We start from the raw sequence: 16,895 nt of genomic DNA, 5'->3' as shown, positions 1-16,895 counted from the left end.
ATGCCCATGAGAAAGAGGGATGACTCAAAAAGTTAGAGGCCATCCCCTTCTTTTCCCACTCGTTATACATAATATGGGACGAAATCTACATTTTTTCTGGGGCAGATACACCAATTAACGCAAGCGCATTTTGCAGCGTGATTTGTACGGCTTTCATTAACGCTAGGCGCGCGCGGCTTTTCTCTTTGTTTTCTGAATCCAATACTTTTTCTGCATTATAGAAGCTATGCAAAGCGGAAGCTAGTTCAAAAATGTAGTTTGTAATGCGATGCGGCATTCGCTTTAATGCTGCCTCTGCTACCGCTTCTGGAAATTCGCCAAGTTTTTTCAATAGATCGATCTCTTTTTCTGATTGAATATGATCAAGCTGCAATTCGCCTTCGTATGATAATTGTTGCTCTTCGCCTTGACGAAGAATGCTGCAGACGCGCGCATGGGCGTACTGTGCATAGTACACAGGATTTTCGTTCGATTGAGAAACGGCTAAATCCATGTCGAAGTCAAGATGCGTATCGCTAGAGCGCATCGCAAAGAAGTAACGTGTCGCGTCAAGTCCCACTTCCTCCATTAAGTCACGCATCGTCACCGCTTTGCCGGTACGTTTGCTCATTTTCACTTTTTCGCCGTTTTGATACAAACTTACCAATTGAATAATTTCCACTTCAAGCACATTAGGATCATAACCAAGCGCTTCAATCGCCGCTTTCATGCGCGGAATGTACCCATGATGGTCCGCACCCCAAATATTAATCAGCTTCGTAAAACCGCGCTGTAATTTATCTTGGTGATAAGCAATATCTGGGAGCAAGTACGTATAAGAACCATCCTGCTTAATAAGGACGCGGTCTTTGTCGTCACCGAATGTCGTCGAACGGAACCATGTCGCGCCATCTTTTTCATAAATATGACCCCGTTCCCGCAATGTCGCTAACGCTTGATCAATTTTTCCGTTTTGATATAAAGACGTTTCTGAATACCAGACATCAAACGTGACGCGGAAATCAGCTAAATCTTTTTTAATCTTGTCCAATTCATAATTTAGCCCATATTCGCGGAAAAACGCTAAACGCTCTTGTTCATCCATATGAACGTAACGGTCGCCATGCTCATCAGCAAGTTTTTTCCCAATTTCAATAATATCGTCGCCATAATATCCGTCTTCCGGCATCTCTTTATCGAGGCCTAGCGCTTGAAAATAGCGGGCTTCCACCGATTTTGCTAAGTTGTAAATTTGGTTGCCGGCGTCGTTAATATAATACTCACGCGTTACATCAAAGCCGGCCTTCTCTAAAATATTACATAATGAATCGCCAATCGCCGCACCACGAGCATGGCCTAAATGCAAATTACCCGTTGGGTTCGCGGACACAAACTCGACTTGTACTTTCTCACCTTGTCCGACATTCGTTTCCCCATAAGAGGCTCCGGCTTCAATAATCGTCGGAATTAAATCCGTTAAATAACGGTTGTTCATGTAAAAGTTAATAAAGCCGGGACCAGCAATGTCGATTTTTTCAATCGATGCCTTCGTTTTATCAAAATGATTGATAATCTCCTCAGCAATCGCACGCGGCGCTTTTTTGGCAATGCGCGCCAGCTGCATCGCCATGTTTGTTGAATAGTCCCCGTGCGCTTTCTCCCTCGGTACTTCCAAAATGACGTTCGGCATTTCCTCTTCGTTCGCAAGCCCTGCTTTTAACACCGAATTTCTAATTTCTTCCTTTATTCGTTCCTTCATTTGTTCGACAATGTTCATGACCTATGCCTCCTTAAATGTCATCGTGATCGTATGACGTCCTACTTGTTCACGTTGCAATTCAAGCATGTAAGATAAAAATAAATGCCCTTTTTTCGTTTTTTCGCTATATCGAAATTCGATATTGTCTGTTTTTGTTTTCATTGTCCAAGTACCGATTGGACTTTCGTAATGCCCAACCGTTTCTTCCTTTTTGCGAAACACATGACGCATATGAATCGCACCGGAACGAAGTATTCTCACTTCCTCATCCGTAATTTTGACAACCGTTTTCACTTTGCCTGCTTCTTGTTCTTCCTCAAAGGTTAAATACACAGCATTTTCTTTTACGTAGTATAAACCATTTGTTTCAAACACAACAGTCTCTTTGCGAAACCCATCTCGAATGTCCGTGACTTGCTTGAGATGAATCGGGATTCCGTTTGTTTTTTCCACGATAAACCCTTCCTTATAAACAAACACATTGTAACTTTATTAAGTATAAAGGAATGCTTTTACAATGTTCAAGAGTCTAGGTGCTACTTCATAAATAAAACCCCGCCTCTGACGAGAGACAGGGTTGTCAGCCATTATTTTCGTTTTTGCACCCAACCAAGAATCATTTCGCGAACGAGTTTGCTTGCGGTATTGGCAGTTTGCTCGGAGTGGTCATACACTGGCGCCACCTCTACTAGGTCGGCTCCAACCACTTTAATATCGGATTTCGCGATTTCATGAATCGCTGCCAATAGCTCTTTTGATGTAATACCACCAGCATCGACCGTTCCGGTTCCTGGCGCATGGGCCGGGTCTAATACATCAATGTCAATTGTCACATACACAGGTCGGCCCGCGAGTTTCGGAAGTACCTCTTTCAACGGCTCTAGCACTTCAAATTTGGCGATATACATACCGTTTTCTTTTGCCCATTCAAATTCTTCTTTCATTCCGGAACGAATGCCGAATGAGAAAACGTTTTTCGGCCCGATCAGTTCTGCGGCTTTGCGAATCGGCGTTGAATGAGAAAGCGGTTCTCCTTCGTACTGCTCGCGCAAGTCCGTATGCGCATCCATATGAATAATTGCTAAATCTGGATACTTTTTATACATCGCCTTAATGACCGGCCAAGAGACGAGATGCTCTCCACCAAGACCAAGCGGGAACTTGTCTGCTGCCAAAATTTTGTCAACAAACTCTTCAATCATATCTAAACTGCGCTGCGCATTTCCGAACGGAAGCGGGATATCGCCAGCATCAAAATATTTTACTTCCCCAAGCTCGCGGTCTAAATACGGACTATACTCTTCTAAACCGATAGACACTTCGCGAATGCGCGTTGGGCCGAATCGAGAACCAGGGCGATAGCTTACCGTCCAATCCATCGGCATTCCGTAAATAACGGCTTCGCTTTCTTCAAAATTCGGATGGCTTTTAATAAATACGTTCCCCGAATAAGCTTCATCAAATCGCATAAATGGTCCCCCTTATTTCACTAAATCGGCAACAAATTTTGGAAGAACGAAGCAAGCTTTATGAAGTTCTTTTGTGTAATATTTTGTATCAATATCATGGAATCGTTCGTCGCTCACTTCAAGCGGATCATATTTTTTCGAGCCGATCGTAAACGTCCACATGCCGCTTGGGTATGTTGGAATGTTGGCAATGTAAAGTCGCGTAATCGGGAAAATTTCTCGAACATCGCGTTGTACGCTGCGAATTAAATCCGCTTTAAACCAAGGATTATCGGTTTGCGCTACGAAAATTCCATCTTCTTTTAATGCTTTCGCAATTCCTGCATAGAAGCCTTTTGTAAATAAATTCACCGCTGGACCTACTGGTTCTGTAGAGTCAACCATAATGACATCATACTCGTTTTCACTTTGAGCAATATGCATAAATCCGTCGTCCACTTTCACTTCAACGCGCGGGTCATCCAATTTTCCGGCAATTTCAGGGAGATATTTTTTCGAATACTCAATAACCTTCCCATCAATTTCTACCAATGTTGCTTTTTTGACGCTTGGATGTTTTAACACTTCACGGATAACGCCACCATCGCCACCGCCAACAACAAGGACATTTTCTGGATTTGGGTGAGTAAATAACGGCACGTGAGCGACCATTTCGTGATACACAAACTCATCTTTTTGCGTTGTCATTACCATGCCATCCAAAATAAGCATGTTTCCAAACTCTTCTGTTTCCACCATATCTAATTTTTGGAATTCTGTTTGTTCTGTATGTAAAGTGCGTCTAATTTTCGCCGTAATTCCAAAATGCTCTGTTTGCTTTTCTGTAAACCATAATTCCACTTTGAACACCCTTTCTTTTATAATTCCATTTCCATTAAATGTAACAACACTTATAATATTTTATCTTTCCCTTGCTAAGAAAAAACCAAACATGAAAAAGTATAGAGCAATCTAGCAAAATTTCAAGTAAAAGTTGCTAGAAAAATGTTTAAAATAGGAAAAATCTTTTCATACTAATACAAATAACATCATGAGGTGATGAACGTTGGAAATCATCCCAAGCAGCCGGTTTCGTGGGACATTGAAATACATTCGTGCGTTCGTATTTATTAGCCTCATCCTAGCAATCTTATTCACTGTTGCCATCGGGGGCTTTATCGCGTTTGCCAAGTTCGAAGGAGCTCCTCCCTTAGCAGTGCCGCAAACAACGATTTTCTATGCTGACGACGGCACAAAAATCGGCGAAAGTGATAACGGACAAAAGCGGTATTGGGTAGGGCTTGATGAGATTTCCCCATATGTAATTGAGGCAACGGTTGCCGTCGAAGATAGGAAATTTTTCGAACATCACGGCTTTGATGTGAAACGAATTGCCGCTGCCCTTATTGCAGATATGAAAGCAATGGCCAAAGTACAAGGAGCAAGCACGATTACACAACAGTATGCGCGAAATTTATTTTTAAGCCACGATAAAACATGGACACGGAAATTGCAAGAGGCATTATATACCATTCGACTTGAAACCAATTATAGCAAAAAGGAAATTTTAGAAGGGTACTTAAATACTATTTACTACGGTCATGGAGCATACGGAATTGAAGCCGCCGCTAATTACTATTTTGGTAAAACTGCCAAGCAACTAACATTAAGCGAAGCCAGCATGCTAGCTGGTATTCCAAAAGGGCCGTTTTACTATTCTCCATTCATTAACGAAAAACGGGCAAAAGAACGACAAAAAGCGGTGCTATTATCGATGGTACAAAGCGGTTACATCAGCAAAAAGGAAGCGGAAAAAGCTTATCAAGCTCCGCTCGTTTATTCGCGTCACCATGAAGTCATTAAAAGGCAAATCGCACCGTATTTCCAAGATGTCGTCAAACATGTACTGCGGACAAAATTAGGTCTTGATGAGCGCACAATTGAGATGGGAGGATTGCGCGTCTATACGTCTCTTGACCCAAAAATGCAGGCCATTGCAGAACAGCAAATTCGTGATACGATTGACCCGAACTCGGCGATTCAAGCCGCCCTTGTCGCGATGGATCCGCACACCGGCGAAGTCAAAGCGCTTATTGGTGGAAGGGATTATGAGAAAAGTCCATTCAATCGCGCCGTACAAGCCGAGCGACAACCGGGTTCTACCTTTAAACCATTTCTTTATTATGCGGCCATTAAACACGGATTTACGCCATCCACACAAATGCGGAGCGAATTAACGACCTTTACATTTGATGATGGAAAATCGACGTATACGCCGCATAACTATAATAACTATTACGCAAATGATACAATTACCCTTGCCCAAGCGATCGCGTTATCGGATAACGTCTTTGCCGTAAAAACGCATTTATTTATTGGGGAAGAGCAGCTCGTTCACACCGCAAAAAAACTAGGAATTACAAGTAAATTAAAAGCCGTTCCGTCACTGGCGTTAGGAACGTCACCAGTCAAAGTGATCGACATGGTGAACGCCTACAGCATCCTTGCCAATAACGGAAAAAAAGTCGAACCTGTGTTTATTAAAAAGGTCGTTAATCACAAAGGCGAAACCATCTACGAATACAAAAAAAATAATGAACAAGTGCTTGATCCCGACGCGGCTTACGTAACGACTCAATTAATGACCGGCATGTTTGACCCGAAACTCAATGATTACACAACTGTAACAGGACAAACGATTTTAAAAGAAATTACCCGCCATTACGCCGGAAAATCAGGAACGACAGAAACCGATAGCTGGATGATCGGATATGCGCCGCAACTTGTCGCAGGGGTGTGGACCGGTTACGATCGAGCGGAAACAATTGACAAAGTCGCTGAAAAGCAATATGCCAAAAAAATTTGGGTACAATTTATGGAAAAAAGCCTCCAAGGAAAACCAGCGAAAACATTTAAGCCAACAAAAGGGGTAGTCGGCGTCTATATCAATCCGGATAATGGAAAATTAGCAACAAAAGCATGTCCGGTCAAACGCCTCACCTACTATATTGCTGGAACAGAACCAACAGAGTATTGTACCGATCATTTGCACAAAAAGAAGAAAAAGAAGACACACAAAGAAGAAGAAAATAAAAACTGGTTTGAAAAATGGTTTAACTGGTTTTAAAGAAGCCCCCCAAGCATTTTGCTTGGGGGGCTTCTTGTCCTAGTTTTATTGTGTTATGCATGTAGGTTTAGTTTACTCTTTTTCCAAAAAAAGCTCAAGCCTTTGCCTAAGTACGTTCACAAAATCGTCACATATATAGAAAAATATTCCTAATCAACTAAACCTAATCCATTTTTTAATTCATCACTCGAACGATTCCACATATTGATATCATGCTGTTTTAAAAAGTCAGCTAACACGCGTTTCGATTTCTCGTCCATATGATCAACAATAATGCGACGCTTTAGCGATTTATCAAGACGATTGACATGCTCCGGCAACATTTTATAACCACGGCGAGTTTCACGGTCAACCGTCATTTCGCACGCCGTCACTCCCGCATAATAAGGTCCTTCTTCTTTCCGGTCAACCGTGACCCACACGAGCCAATACGGTTTTCCATTCGGCACTTCCTCACGGTTCGGTGTAAATTTAATCCCTCTTTCTACCGCACTTCGAGCATGCATTGCCCCCATATCGACAAACGCTTCTCCTGCCTCGACATCAATAATGACCGGCGATACGTTCTCAAGGCTTAACGCTCCTGCTCCAAAACCGCCATGACCATCGGTTGGATCATCTTTAATAATGTTAAATCCAATGTTTTTCTTTTTTTGCTCCATAAAGCCCCCTCCTTACATGCATGTTAAAAAATCAACGCGGAGAAAAACGATTGTAATTGCTGAAGAACAAACGGAATTGCGACATTGAAAATCGGGTGAATTGTATATCGATCAAGCGGTGTGAACACAAGAATAAGAAAAATAAGCGCTCCATAGTTCTCCCATTGAGTCATTTTGGCTCGTATATTGCGAGGAGCTAAATCTTCGATAATTCGGTATCCATCTAAAGGTGGAAACGGAAGTAAATTAAAAATAAATAGTAACACGTTTAAGCCAATAAAAATCTGAAAAAACAAATCAAAACCAGCGGCAAACCAATCTGGTATCATCGTCATCACACCAAACCGGATCATGCTGTACCAGACGAGAATCCCCCCTGCCGCCAGCACAAGATTGCTAAGAGGACCAGCAACCGACACGAGAACCCCAGCAAGACGCGGATTCTTAAAATAATATGGATTCACCGGAACCGGCCTCGCCCATCCAAACCCTGCGATAAAAATTAACAATATCCCTAAAATATCTAAATGGGCAAAAGGCGACAGCGTCAACCTCCCTTGATTTTTTGCCGTCGGATCGCCAAACTTATAAGCAACATACGCATGAGCAAATTCGTGAACAGAAAATGCGATCGCTAACGTCATCAACACATAAGGAATTTCACCGATCGAATATGGCAAAAGATTTTCCACGTTCGTTTTTCTCCTTCTTTCTTTATTTATAATGTTTACTATCAGTATACATGATTCCTCACAAAAAGTGGACCGCGGTTATTACGTTCATGGTATAATAATTAAGTGACAATACATAATATGGAAAAGGAGACAAACGACATGCCTTACGTAACCGTAAAAATGCTTGAAGGACGCACGGAAGAACAGAAAAAAGCGCTTGTTGAAAAAGTAACAGAAGCTGTTGCGGAAACAACAGGAGCACAAAAAGAAAAAATCGTTGTCTTTATTGAAGAAATGTCAAAAAACCATTACGCTATCGCCGGAAAACGTCTGAGTGACGAATAATAACCAACAGTTAAGAAGCTACTAGATAGCTTCTTATTTTTTTATTGCATTCCTCTAAAAAAACGAATATTATAATATATGTTTTATAAAACGTTCGTTTTTTGGAGGTTCAGATGTTTAAGCTGTCAGAACATAAAACAAGCGCAAAAACAGAAATACTCGCTGGTTTAACGACTTTCTTGACAATGGTATATATTGTCGTTGTGAATCCGGTCGTCTTATCGGATGCCGGTGTCCCGTTTGAACAAGTATTTACCGCAACCATTATCGCTACGATTATCGGAACGCTTTGGATAGCGCTATTCGCGAATTATCCGATTGCCATCGCACCAGGAATGGGACTAAATGCCTATTTCGCTTATTCCGTGGTCGGTTCTCACGGAAATATTTCATACGGGGTCGCTTTCTCAGCTGTCTTTGTCGCTGGAATCATCTTTGTCATTTTATCACTAACGCCATTGCGTCGTAAGCTGATTGAAGCGATTCCAGAAAATTTAAAACATGGCATTACGGCAGGAATTGGTTTGTTTATTGCGTTTATCGGCCTTCGCTTAACAGGCATTATTCAAGCTCACCCACAAAACTTAGTGGCGCTGGGTGATTTACACTCTCCATCAGCGATCTTAACATTCATCGGCTTAGCCGTGACGCTCGTTCTCATGTCGCTTGGTGTCAATGGAGCACTCTTTTTTGGCATGGTCGTCACGGGGATTGTTGCGTATTTGACAGGACAACTCAAATTTGATAAAGGATTTGTTTCGATGCCATCTTTGCCGGAAGGACTCATCATGGCGAATCCCCTAACAGCTATCGGTGACGTTGTGCACCATGGATTATATGCCGTTGTCTTTTCTTTTTTGCTTGTCACGATTTTCGATACGACCGGAACAATAATCGGAGTCGCACAACAGGCAGGACTCATGAAAGGAAATACAATGCCACGCGCCCGTGAAGCACTCTTAGCCGACTCCATTGCCACAACTATTGGAGCCATGTTTGGAACAAGCCCAACCTCAGCCTACATCGAGTCTTCTGCTGGAGTTGCAGCCGGAGGGCGCACAGGCTTAACAGCATTGACGGTGGCCATTTTATTTGCTCTTTCTGCCTTTTTTGGGCCGCTTGTCGGTGCAGTATCAGGCATTCCCGCGATTACCGCGCCAGCCTTAATCATTGTTGGCAGCCTGATGATCGGCAACATCGCGCGCATTCAATGGGACCAATTAGATGAGGCATTCCCGGCATTTCTCATTATCTTAAGCATGCCGCTAACATCGAGCATCGCTACCGGAATCGCCTTAGGCTTTATCTCTTACCCACTTTTAAAAATTACGCGCGGAAAATGGCGTGAAGTCCATCCGCTTGTTTATGTATTTGCCGTCCTATTCTTCTATCAACTTGCATTCTTGCCACATTAAAAAAGAAGTCCGTTACATGCGGACTTCTTTTTGCACTTTATGGCGCAACTTGGCGATATACGCATACGCCTGCTCAATCTCTTCTTCCGTATAGCGCTGCTTGCTTTTTAATGAAAATACTTTTTCTTTCACTTCATCTTTACTTAAACTTTCAAAATAAAGAACAGTCGATACTAATTCCAAAAACCGCGAATTTTGCTCGTTCATATCTTGCAGACACTCTTGTAAATGAGGCATATCAATATCGTAGTGGCTTAAAAACTCCTCACCGGCTTCCGTTAATGTGTAACGATATTGAAAATAGCCGCCCTTTTTCTCTTTCACTTCATTCAAAAAGCCTAAATTGCAAAGCTCCTCAATGCGCCATGTCAATTCTTCCGAATACGGACCGTAAAAATGAAAGTCAAACTTCTCGTAAAAAGGGAACTGTAGTTTTTTCGCGATATAAATCATTTTTTGCAATTTCTTTCGACCGACGATTTCCCCTGCCGCCGCAAACGCCTTCATCACTTTTGCATGCTCTGTTAACACTCCCCGTCATCTCCTAACCCTCTAATATTTCAATAATCTTTTTCTTTGCCGCACGCTTCGTTGATAAATCATAAATGAAATCGTCTGGAAAATACAATTTATGATCCGTTCTCCTTTTTCCGGAAATCGCATCGACAATCGCTGATTCCCTCGACAACTCACGAAGCTCTCCATTTGGCATTAATAAATGAATCGGCAGCCTCTCTCCTTCTTCGCCAGGGCGGTAAAAATCATACGGCAAATCCGACGAGGAATCAACGACTAAATAATATTCCGGGTCAATGCCTGCCCTTTTAAACAGCAATGTCAGCTCCATCAACTTTTTCATCTGCTCATTCGTCGGGCTAAATTCGACGTACTTAAATAAATGCCGATGGACAAAACGACGACATAAATCGCTTAAAATCTCATCTTTTTCGTCTTGCCATTGCTGAAAATAAAACAAGATGACCGCTTCATCGAGTTTTAAATAGTCTTGTAAATTCACATTTCCCGTAAAAAGAGAATAAAAGTGGACAGGTTTCGTTTGAAAATCGTATCCTTCTTCATATAAATGTTTGGCACGATGCAAAATTTTCGTCAAGATGACTTCCGCACTGCGCGTCACTGGATGAAAGTATACTTGCCAGTACATTTGATAGCGGCTCATAATATAATCTTCGACCGCATGCATGCCGCTCCGCTTAATGACGACTTGGTCTTCTCGCGGGCGCATGACGCGTAAAATGCGCTCCATATCAAAGTTGCCGTAACTCACGCCTGTGTAATACGCATCACGAAGCAAATAATCCATTCGATCGGCATCAATTTGGCTCGAAATTAAGCTGACAACAAGCTTATTTCGATATGTTTTCGCAATCACTTCGGCGACCTTTTTCGGAAAATCATCACCCAGCCGTTTTAGAACGGCGTTCACTTCCGTATCGCCTAAAATAATCGCCTGTGTGAAATCTTCGTGGTCGAGATGAAACACTTTTTCAAACGAATGAGAAAATGGACCATGACCTAAATCATGCAACAGTGCCGCACATAAACATAACAGCCGCTCACTATGGTCCCAATGCTCCCGACCGACAAATACATCATCAATAATGCGACGAATAATTTCATACACGCCGAGCGAATGGTTAAATCGGCTATGCTCCGCACCATGGAACGTTAAATATGTCGTACCAAGCTGCTTAATGCGGCGCAAGCGCTGAAATTCTTTTGTTCCAATTAAATCCCATATTACTTTGTCACGAACATGTATGTACCGATGAACAGGGTCTTTAAATACTTTTTCTTCACTTAATTGTCCGCCGGGATACGCCATTTTATCCCCTCTTCCATTTCTAACATGAATCTATTATAAGCCGTTTCTATCTACAAAAAAATACTTGATTTTTCTCTTATAGTATTTCCTAAAAATAGAAACAAAAAATCACCTTTCATCAAAAAATGAAGGCGATTTTTTTAGCGCTTGTTTAATTTTTGGGCAATTTTTTCGATTAATTCGTCCTCATTTGCCGCAGAAATCGGGCGGTTATTCACAAAAGCGAACGCTTTTTTTCGACCGGGACCGCAATACGATTGACAACCAATTTGAATCGTAGCGTCTGGATCAAGTTTCTTAAGCCGCGGCAACAGCGTTTTTAAATTGGTGGCTTGGCAATCATCGCATACGCGAAATTCGTTTGCCATCAATGTTCATCCTTTCTATAAGCTCGACATTTTTACACTAACGTGTATTCTACCGTTTCTCTGCCGTTAATGCAAGTTATTCACACTCGCTAGTTAAGACTCTCATAATTTTTCATTCATAAAAACTAAAAGTCGTATAAAATGTCTTTTTTTTGTCTATGCTACTACTAGCAAACAAGGAAAGCGCAGGCGCTCTCTAAGTGCGGCCAGCAAAGGTTCTTCACCCGCACCCCGAGGGACTAGTTTGACACCGAACTGCTTAAAATATCACGTTTCAAGTCATACTTTGCGTTGCGCAACTTTTGCATCAATTCCGATTCAAAAAGCAAACTGGCTGGTCGCTTGCGCTAGACAGTTCTCCTTTAAAATTTATACTTTCCTATCATACAAAAAAGGGAGTTGAGAGTATGAAACAACGACAAGATGCATGGACAGAAGAAGATGATTTATTATTAGCTGAAACAGTATTGCGCCATGTGCGCGAAGGAAGCACACAGCTGAACGCGTTTGAAGAAGTAGGAGATAAGCTTAATCGGACATCCGCTGCCTGCGGATTTCGCTGGAACGCTGTTGTGCGCAGACAATATGAACAAGCGTTACAACTAGCAAAAAAACAGCGGAAGGAACGACAGCGGCTCCTTGGAAAGCATCAGCCGGTTCGCAAAAAATTGCTGTATACTCCTCCGGTTCCTTCATTAGAGGAGTTAGGAGAAATCGTAGAATTACCAACGTCACCGGCTGCTTCTACCGAATCAACAACGATGACGCTTGACCATGTCATCGCCTTTTTGCAGACATTCAAATCCATTCATACTAACCATGAAGCACTGCAAAAAGAAAATGAGCAATTAAAGAAAGAAAAAGCAGAAATTCTTGCGAAAAATGAAGAACTAGAAAAGAAAATTGCTAAACTAGAAGAAGATTCTTCTTCCATGCAAGAGGAATATGAAACATTAATGCGAATTATGAACAGAGCACGAAAAATTGCATTACAAGAAGAAGAAGAGCGACAAACACTGAAGTTTAAAATGGACAAAAACGGAAATTTAGAAAAAATTGCTGAATAATGGCCCGCCTGCCGCCCCTAAAAAACGATCGCAAGGGAAAGGCAGGCGGTGTTTTATAGCATCTTTTCATTTCGCTCGATCATTCGTTGCCAATAATATTCGTACAATGATTGCTCCTCGGCTGTCAACGAAGACGAATAAAGCTTGCCACCTAACGATTGAAGCGTCCGCAACAGTGTAAGCATCATCATTTGAATGGTCAATGGCTCCTGCAACAATTCTGACAACGAAGCCATCGTCTCTGGAACAATGCTTGGATACGTAAATTTCGTTTTCTCTCCTTTTAAACCACGCTCATAAAATTGCTGAATCAGTTCCGCCCGTGCCGAGCCGCTGCCGCTTATACATATATATATTTGCACCGCAACTCCACCTCGCACGCGGCGCTGTGAGATTCCTGCAAACTTTTTCCCACCAATGCTTAAATCGTAACTTCCGGGACAATACGAACCAACAATTTCCTTTGCTTCGATGTTCACATTGTAGGCGGAAAACATATATTTAACCAGTTCCCACATTGCATCATAGCCTTGGTGAATGTCAATCGATTTTGTCGTTTCCGGAAAAATAAGCGAGATATTTAAAACTCCCTCATCAAGAACAACCGCAAGTCCTCCGGAATTGCGAACGATGACGCGGTAGCCTTGCTTTTCTAGAAACGAAATCGCTTCCTGCAAATACGGGAGCTTCGTATCTTGAATCCCCAATACGACCGTATCGTGATGAACCCATGTGCGAACGACCGCATCGGATAACCCTTGTCCCACTGTCGTACAAAGTGTATCATCAATCGCAAACGATTGTTTCGCATCAAACATTGGACCAACATGAGATTGGTCAATAATTCGCCATTTTGGCTGTCGTAATAGTTCATGTATCATGATAAATCTCCTCATTGCCATAATCTCTACGAGAGGATTATATCATACAATTCAAAAGAAAAGGGTTCGACTCCTTAGTCAAACCCTTCCTTTTCCTTATAGAGCCTGCGCTGCAGTAATGAGGGCAAGCTTGTACACGTCTTCAGCATTGCAGCCGCGCGATAAATCGTTCACTGGCTTATTAAGCCCTTGTAAAATCGGTCCAACCGCTTCAAAGTTGCCAAGGCGTTGTGCAATTTTATAACCGATATTTCCTGCTTCTAAACTTGGGAAAACAAACACATTCGCATTGCCTTGAATGACAGAGTCCGGCGCTTTCTTTTTCGCGACAGATGGAACAAAAGCAGCATCAAATTGAAACTCTCCATCAAGCGTTAAATCAGGAGCCATTTCTTTCGCTAAGCGAACCGCTTCGACCACTTTCTCCGTTTCCGGCGATTTAGCCGAACCTTTTGTCGAAAAGCTTAACATCGCCACACGCGGCTCAATGTCAAACATTTTCGCTGTGTTGGCGCTTTCTACAGCAATTTCTGCTAAGTCTTGGCTATCTGGTGCAATATTGATCGCACAATCCGCAAACACATATTTTTCATCACCGCGCACCATAATAAACACACCTGACGTTTTGCGAATGCCCGGTTTTGTTTTAATGATTTGTAATGCCGGTCTTACTGTATCCGCTGTGGAATGAGCCGCCCCGCTCACTAATCCGTGTGCTTTGTCCATATACACAAGCATCGTGCCAAAGTAATTCTCATCTAATAAAATTGTGCGTGCCTCTTCTTTTGATACTTTACCTTTACGGCGTTCTACAAACGCGTCCACAAGCTCGTCCATTGCCTCATATTGTTCTGGATCCACGATTTCAACGTTTGGAAGCGTTACGCCGATTTCTGCTGCCTTTTTCTCCACCGCTTCTTTATTGCCAATCACAATCGGATTCAATACATTTTCATTAGCCAAACGGCTCACTGCCGTTAAAATACGTTCATCTAATCCTTCTGGAAAAACAATTTTTAGCTGTTTTCCAACCACTTTTTCCTTCAAGGCAGAAAATAGATCACTCACAAAAGCTCCTCCTCAATATATTAAAATCATCCATTTACTAGGATACTCTTATTATGGGGAAACGCAACCAAGTTAAGCCCTTACAAAAAATAGTCTTTTTATTAAAATAATTCAGTCACATTGTTGATTTTGTGACTTTCGAGCGTTTATTGGACAAACTATGTTATAGTAAAACTATAAAATACTTAGCATAGGAGTGAAAGTAATGAGCGAAGCAGCACAAACGCTCGAAGGTTGGTATTGCCTTCATGATTTTCGTTCGATTGATTGGACCGCGTGGAAAACACTTACAAGCGATGAACGTCAAGCCGCAATCCATGAGTTTTTATCATTAATAGAAAAGTGGCAAGAGACAGAAGATAAAAAAGAAGGAAGCCATGCTATCTACACCATTGTTGGCCAAAAAGCAGATATCATGTTCATGATTTTACGTCCGACGATGGAGGAACTAAACGAGATCGAAACAGCTCTCAATAAAACAAAATTGGCCGAATACCTTGTGCCAACGTATTCATATGTATCTATCGTTGAATTAAGCAACTACTTGCCTTCTGATGGCAGTGATCCGTACGAAAACCCAGAAGTGCGCCGCCGTCTCTTCCCAATTTTGCCGAAAACAAAACATATTTGCTTCTATCCAATGGACAAACGCCGTCAAGGAAATGATAACTGGTATATGCTCCCAATGGAAGAGCGCCGCAACCTAATGCGCGCTCACGGTATGACAGGACGCAAATACGCTGGCAAAGTCGTACAAATCATTACAGGTTCAGTCGGTTTTGATGATTATGAGTGGGGCGTCACCTTATTCTCTGATGACGCATTACAATTTAAGAAACTCGTCTATGAAATGCGGTTTGATGAGGTAAGCGCTCGTTACGGGGAATTCGGCTCTTTCTTTGTGGGCAATCGTTTATCAACAGAGCAAGTATCATCGTTTTTACACGTATAAATGAAAAGTGGGGATGTCTTAAGGTAGACATCCCCATAATTTTTTTTGGACAATGCTCTTTTTCTTGTCATATGACGCTGTTCTTCTCCATAAATATAAATCAGAAATTCGTTCATAAAAATTTGTTTTTCGTGTCACCCATTTTCCGCTTTTACAATAGCCTATTATTGTCGAGAAAAAGACGGGATGAGGTGACACAAAATGGCTGTTGTTGCTTGCAACGACGAGGATGTGAAATTATTAGCGAGACTGATGCGGGCAGAAGCAGAAGGCGATGGAAGATTAGGCATGTTGATGGTAGGGAACGTCGGAGTTAACCGTGTCATTGCGAACTGCCTCGATTTTCAAGGGTTGCGATCGATTCGCCAAATGGTATTCCAAAGTCCCGGCGGCTTTGAAGCTATTCAAAAGGGATATTTTTACCAACGTGCCAGAGACATCGACATTGGATTAGCCCGCCAAGTGATTCGCGGCTGGCGCTATCATCCCGCTACGAACTCACTGTGGTTTTTTAAACCGGCGGGAGATTGCCCGGCACAATGGTTTAACCAATGGAACGCCGGTCGTTATAAATCCCATTGCTTTTACGCGCCATCGCAGAACGAATGTCCAAGAGTTTATTAAATTTTTGATTTAGGAGGTTCCCGTATGACAACAAATCCGTATGAACCAACTTTGAACGTGTCTGAAGACGAACGCCAACAATCTTACCAATACTATCCATATGGTTATACGTATCCGCAAACATACTATCCGACTGCCTATCCATATTATCAACAACCTTTACCGTACCAACAACCAACAACCCCGCCGGCAACCGGTTTTGGGCTACAACCTCCATCCTTTGCAGCACAAACACCAACGACCGCAAGCCAACCAGCGATACCCGGCATGTTGCCAATTGAAGAATCGTACATTGAAAACATTTTGCGCTTGAATAAAGGAAAAATGGCCACGGTTTATATGACGTTCGAAAACAACCGTGAATGGAACGCAAAAGTATTTCGCGGCACCATCGAAGCAGCCGGACGCGACCATTTAATTTTAAGCGATCCGCAAACGGGTATGCGCTACTTATTGCCAATGATTTATCTCGATTACATTACATTTGATGAAGAAATTAACTACCAATATCCATTCGCTGGAGGGACAGCGGGACTTAGCACGTATGCTCCTCGTTAAGAAAAGCGACAAGGCACCTGCCTATGACGATGAGGAAACAAGCTCTATTGAGGAGATCTCATTCGACTCTTTTTACTGAATGCCGAACATCGTGTCTTCCCCCGCAGCGTGGGACGGAGCGA

Annotated in this window: 18 protein-coding genes; 7 read left to right on the top strand and 11 right to left on the bottom strand. The window is 42.3% G+C overall.

Going from position 1 to position 16,895, the window contains the following annotated elements; translation table 11 throughout:
- Positions 1 to 85: 85 nt before the first annotated feature.
- From argS to speE, 4 genes are all read right to left on the bottom strand, one after another.
- Positions 86 to 1,756, bottom strand: coding sequence for an arginine--tRNA ligase (gene argS / locus HNR31_RS05945; RefSeq protein WP_181555353.1), 1,671 nt, complete (start codon positions 1,754 to 1,756; stop codon positions 86 to 88).
- Positions 1,757 to 1,759: 3 nt separating this feature from the next.
- Positions 1,760 to 2,191, bottom strand: a complete 432-nt coding sequence (locus HNR31_RS05940) for a YwiB family protein (protein WP_181555352.1) — start codon at positions 2,189 to 2,191, stop codon at positions 1,760 to 1,762.
- A gap of 134 nt (positions 2,192 to 2,325) precedes the next feature.
- Positions 2,326 to 3,207 carry an agmatinase gene (speB, locus tag HNR31_RS05935; protein WP_181555351.1) on the bottom strand — a complete coding sequence of 294 codons (882 nt, stop codon included), beginning with the start codon at positions 3,205 to 3,207 and terminating at the stop codon, positions 2,326 to 2,328.
- A gap of 12 nt (positions 3,208 to 3,219) precedes the next feature.
- Complete coding sequence (speE, locus tag HNR31_RS05930; protein ID WP_181555350.1) at positions 3,220 to 4,047, bottom strand: polyamine aminopropyltransferase; 828 nt, start codon at positions 4,045 to 4,047, stop codon at positions 3,220 to 3,222.
- 205 nt (positions 4,048 to 4,252) lie between these two features.
- Here speE and HNR31_RS05925 point away from each other — a divergent pair, with 205 nt between their 5' ends.
- A complete protein-coding gene (locus tag HNR31_RS05925; protein WP_181555349.1) occupies positions 4,253 to 6,313 on the top strand; it encodes a transglycosylase domain-containing protein in 2,061 nt (686 codons plus the stop codon).
- 149 nt (positions 6,314 to 6,462) lie between these two features.
- Here HNR31_RS05925 and HNR31_RS05920 read toward each other — a convergent pair whose 3' ends face one another.
- Positions 6,463 to 6,975 (bottom strand): YwhD family protein, encoded by a 513-nt coding sequence (locus HNR31_RS05920; protein WP_181555348.1) that lies wholly within the window; start codon positions 6,973 to 6,975, stop codon positions 6,463 to 6,465.
- Between the two features lie 23 nt (positions 6,976 to 6,998).
- Positions 6,999 to 7,667, bottom strand: coding sequence for a site-2 protease family protein (locus tag HNR31_RS05915; protein ID WP_181555347.1), 669 nt, complete (start codon positions 7,665 to 7,667; stop codon positions 6,999 to 7,001).
- A 120-nt stretch (positions 7,668 to 7,787) separates the two neighbouring features.
- On the opposite strand from HNR31_RS05915, the gene HNR31_RS05910 reads away from it, so the two are divergent.
- The gene (locus HNR31_RS05910; RefSeq protein ID WP_258561019.1) at positions 7,788 to 7,994 is read left to right on the top strand and encodes a 2-hydroxymuconate tautomerase; all 207 of its coding nucleotides are present in this window, start codon (positions 7,788 to 7,790) and stop codon (positions 7,992 to 7,994) included.
- A 113-nt stretch (positions 7,995 to 8,107) separates the two neighbouring features.
- The gene (locus HNR31_RS05905; RefSeq protein WP_181555345.1) at positions 8,108 to 9,409 is read left to right on the top strand and encodes an NCS2 family permease; all 1,302 of its coding nucleotides are present in this window, start codon (positions 8,108 to 8,110) and stop codon (positions 9,407 to 9,409) included.
- Positions 9,410 to 9,421: 12 nt separating this feature from the next.
- Here the strand turns inward: HNR31_RS05905 and HNR31_RS05900 are convergent, their stop codons facing one another.
- From HNR31_RS05900 to HNR31_RS05890, 3 genes are all read right to left on the bottom strand, one after another.
- On the bottom strand, positions 9,422 to 9,940 hold the full coding sequence (locus HNR31_RS05900) for a YwgA family protein (protein WP_181555344.1): 519 nt from the start codon (positions 9,938 to 9,940) through the stop codon (positions 9,422 to 9,424).
- 13 nt (positions 9,941 to 9,953) lie between these two features.
- Positions 9,954 to 11,255: an HD domain-containing protein gene (locus tag HNR31_RS05895; RefSeq protein ID WP_181555343.1), complete on the bottom strand. Its 1,302-nt coding sequence runs from the start codon at positions 11,253 to 11,255 to the stop codon at positions 9,954 to 9,956.
- Positions 11,256 to 11,395: 140 nt separating this feature from the next.
- Positions 11,396 to 11,623 carry a YuzB family protein gene (locus tag HNR31_RS05890; RefSeq protein ID WP_181555342.1) on the bottom strand — a complete coding sequence of 76 codons (228 nt, stop codon included), beginning with the start codon at positions 11,621 to 11,623 and terminating at the stop codon, positions 11,396 to 11,398.
- Between the two features lie 407 nt (positions 11,624 to 12,030).
- Between HNR31_RS05890 and HNR31_RS05885 the strand changes: the two genes are divergently transcribed.
- A complete protein-coding gene (locus HNR31_RS05885) occupies positions 12,031 to 12,690 on the top strand; it encodes an RsfA family transcriptional regulator (RefSeq protein ID WP_181555341.1) in 660 nt (219 codons plus the stop codon).
- A gap of 53 nt (positions 12,691 to 12,743) precedes the next feature.
- On the opposite strand, the gene HNR31_RS05880 is transcribed toward HNR31_RS05885, so the two are convergent.
- A complete protein-coding gene (locus HNR31_RS05880) occupies positions 12,744 to 13,571 on the bottom strand; it encodes a lipoate--protein ligase family protein (protein WP_181555340.1) in 828 nt (275 codons plus the stop codon).
- 96 nt (positions 13,572 to 13,667) lie between these two features.
- A complete protein-coding gene (pta, locus tag HNR31_RS05875) occupies positions 13,668 to 14,639 on the bottom strand; it encodes a phosphate acetyltransferase (RefSeq protein WP_181555339.1) in 972 nt (323 codons plus the stop codon).
- Positions 14,640 to 14,844: 205 nt separating this feature from the next.
- On the opposite strand from pta, the gene hemQ reads away from it, so the two are divergent.
- The 3 genes from hemQ to gerQ all read left to right on the top strand — a co-directional run bounded on the left by hemQ (position 14,845) and on the right by gerQ (position 16,773).
- Entirely contained in the window at positions 14,845 to 15,591 is a 747-nt protein-coding gene (gene hemQ / locus HNR31_RS05870) for a hydrogen peroxide-dependent heme synthase (RefSeq protein ID WP_181555338.1), read from the top strand.
- 201 nt (positions 15,592 to 15,792) lie between these two features.
- Entirely contained in the window at positions 15,793 to 16,215 is a 423-nt protein-coding gene (locus HNR31_RS05865) for a cell wall hydrolase (RefSeq protein ID WP_181555337.1), read from the top strand.
- 24 nt (positions 16,216 to 16,239) lie between these two features.
- Positions 16,240 to 16,773, top strand: coding sequence for a spore coat protein GerQ (gene gerQ, locus HNR31_RS05860; protein WP_181555336.1), 534 nt, complete (start codon positions 16,240 to 16,242; stop codon positions 16,771 to 16,773).
- The last annotated feature ends 122 nt before the right edge of the window (positions 16,774 to 16,895 follow it).

Origin of the sequence: Thermaerobacillus caldiproteolyticus (assembly GCF_013761245.1) — a bacterium.
Lineage (GTDB): Bacteria > Bacillota > Bacilli > Bacillales > Anoxybacillaceae > Thermaerobacillus > Thermaerobacillus caldiproteolyticus.
Note: the sequence above shows the minus strand (reverse complement) of the source record. Positions and strands in the feature narration are given on the sequence as shown.

Bases quoted from the DNA above. Each gene is read 5' to 3' on its own strand.
- argS (WP_181555353.1), bottom strand. From the start codon at position 1,756: ATGAACATTGTCGAACAAATGAAGGAACGAATAAAGGAAGAAATTAGA.
- speB (WP_181555351.1), bottom strand. From the start codon at position 3,207: ATGCGATTTGATGAAGCTTATTCGGGGAACGTATTTATTAAAAGCCAT.
- HNR31_RS05920 (WP_181555348.1), bottom strand. From the start codon at position 6,975: ATGGAGCAAAAAAAGAAAAACATTGGATTTAACATTATTAAAGATGAT.
- HNR31_RS05910 (WP_258561019.1), top strand. From the start codon at position 7,788: ATGGAAAAGGAGACAAACGACATGCCTTACGTAACCGTAAAAATGCTT.
- HNR31_RS05905 (WP_181555345.1), top strand. From the start codon at position 8,108: ATGTTTAAGCTGTCAGAACATAAAACAAGCGCAAAAACAGAAATACTC.
- HNR31_RS05895 (WP_181555343.1), bottom strand. From the start codon at position 11,255: ATGGCGTATCCCGGCGGACAATTAAGTGAAGAAAAAGTATTTAAAGAC.
- HNR31_RS05890 (WP_181555342.1), bottom strand. From the start codon at position 11,623: ATGGCAAACGAATTTCGCGTATGCGATGATTGCCAAGCCACCAATTTA.
- HNR31_RS05885 (WP_181555341.1), top strand. From the start codon at position 12,031: ATGAAACAACGACAAGATGCATGGACAGAAGAAGATGATTTATTATTA.
- HNR31_RS05880 (WP_181555340.1), bottom strand. From the start codon at position 13,571: ATGATACATGAACTATTACGACAGCCAAAATGGCGAATTATTGACCAA.
- hemQ (WP_181555338.1), top strand. From the start codon at position 14,845: ATGAGCGAAGCAGCACAAACGCTCGAAGGTTGGTATTGCCTTCATGAT.
- HNR31_RS05865 (WP_181555337.1), top strand. From the start codon at position 15,793: ATGGCTGTTGTTGCTTGCAACGACGAGGATGTGAAATTATTAGCGAGA.
- gerQ (WP_181555336.1), top strand. From the start codon at position 16,240: ATGACAACAAATCCGTATGAACCAACTTTGAACGTGTCTGAAGACGAA.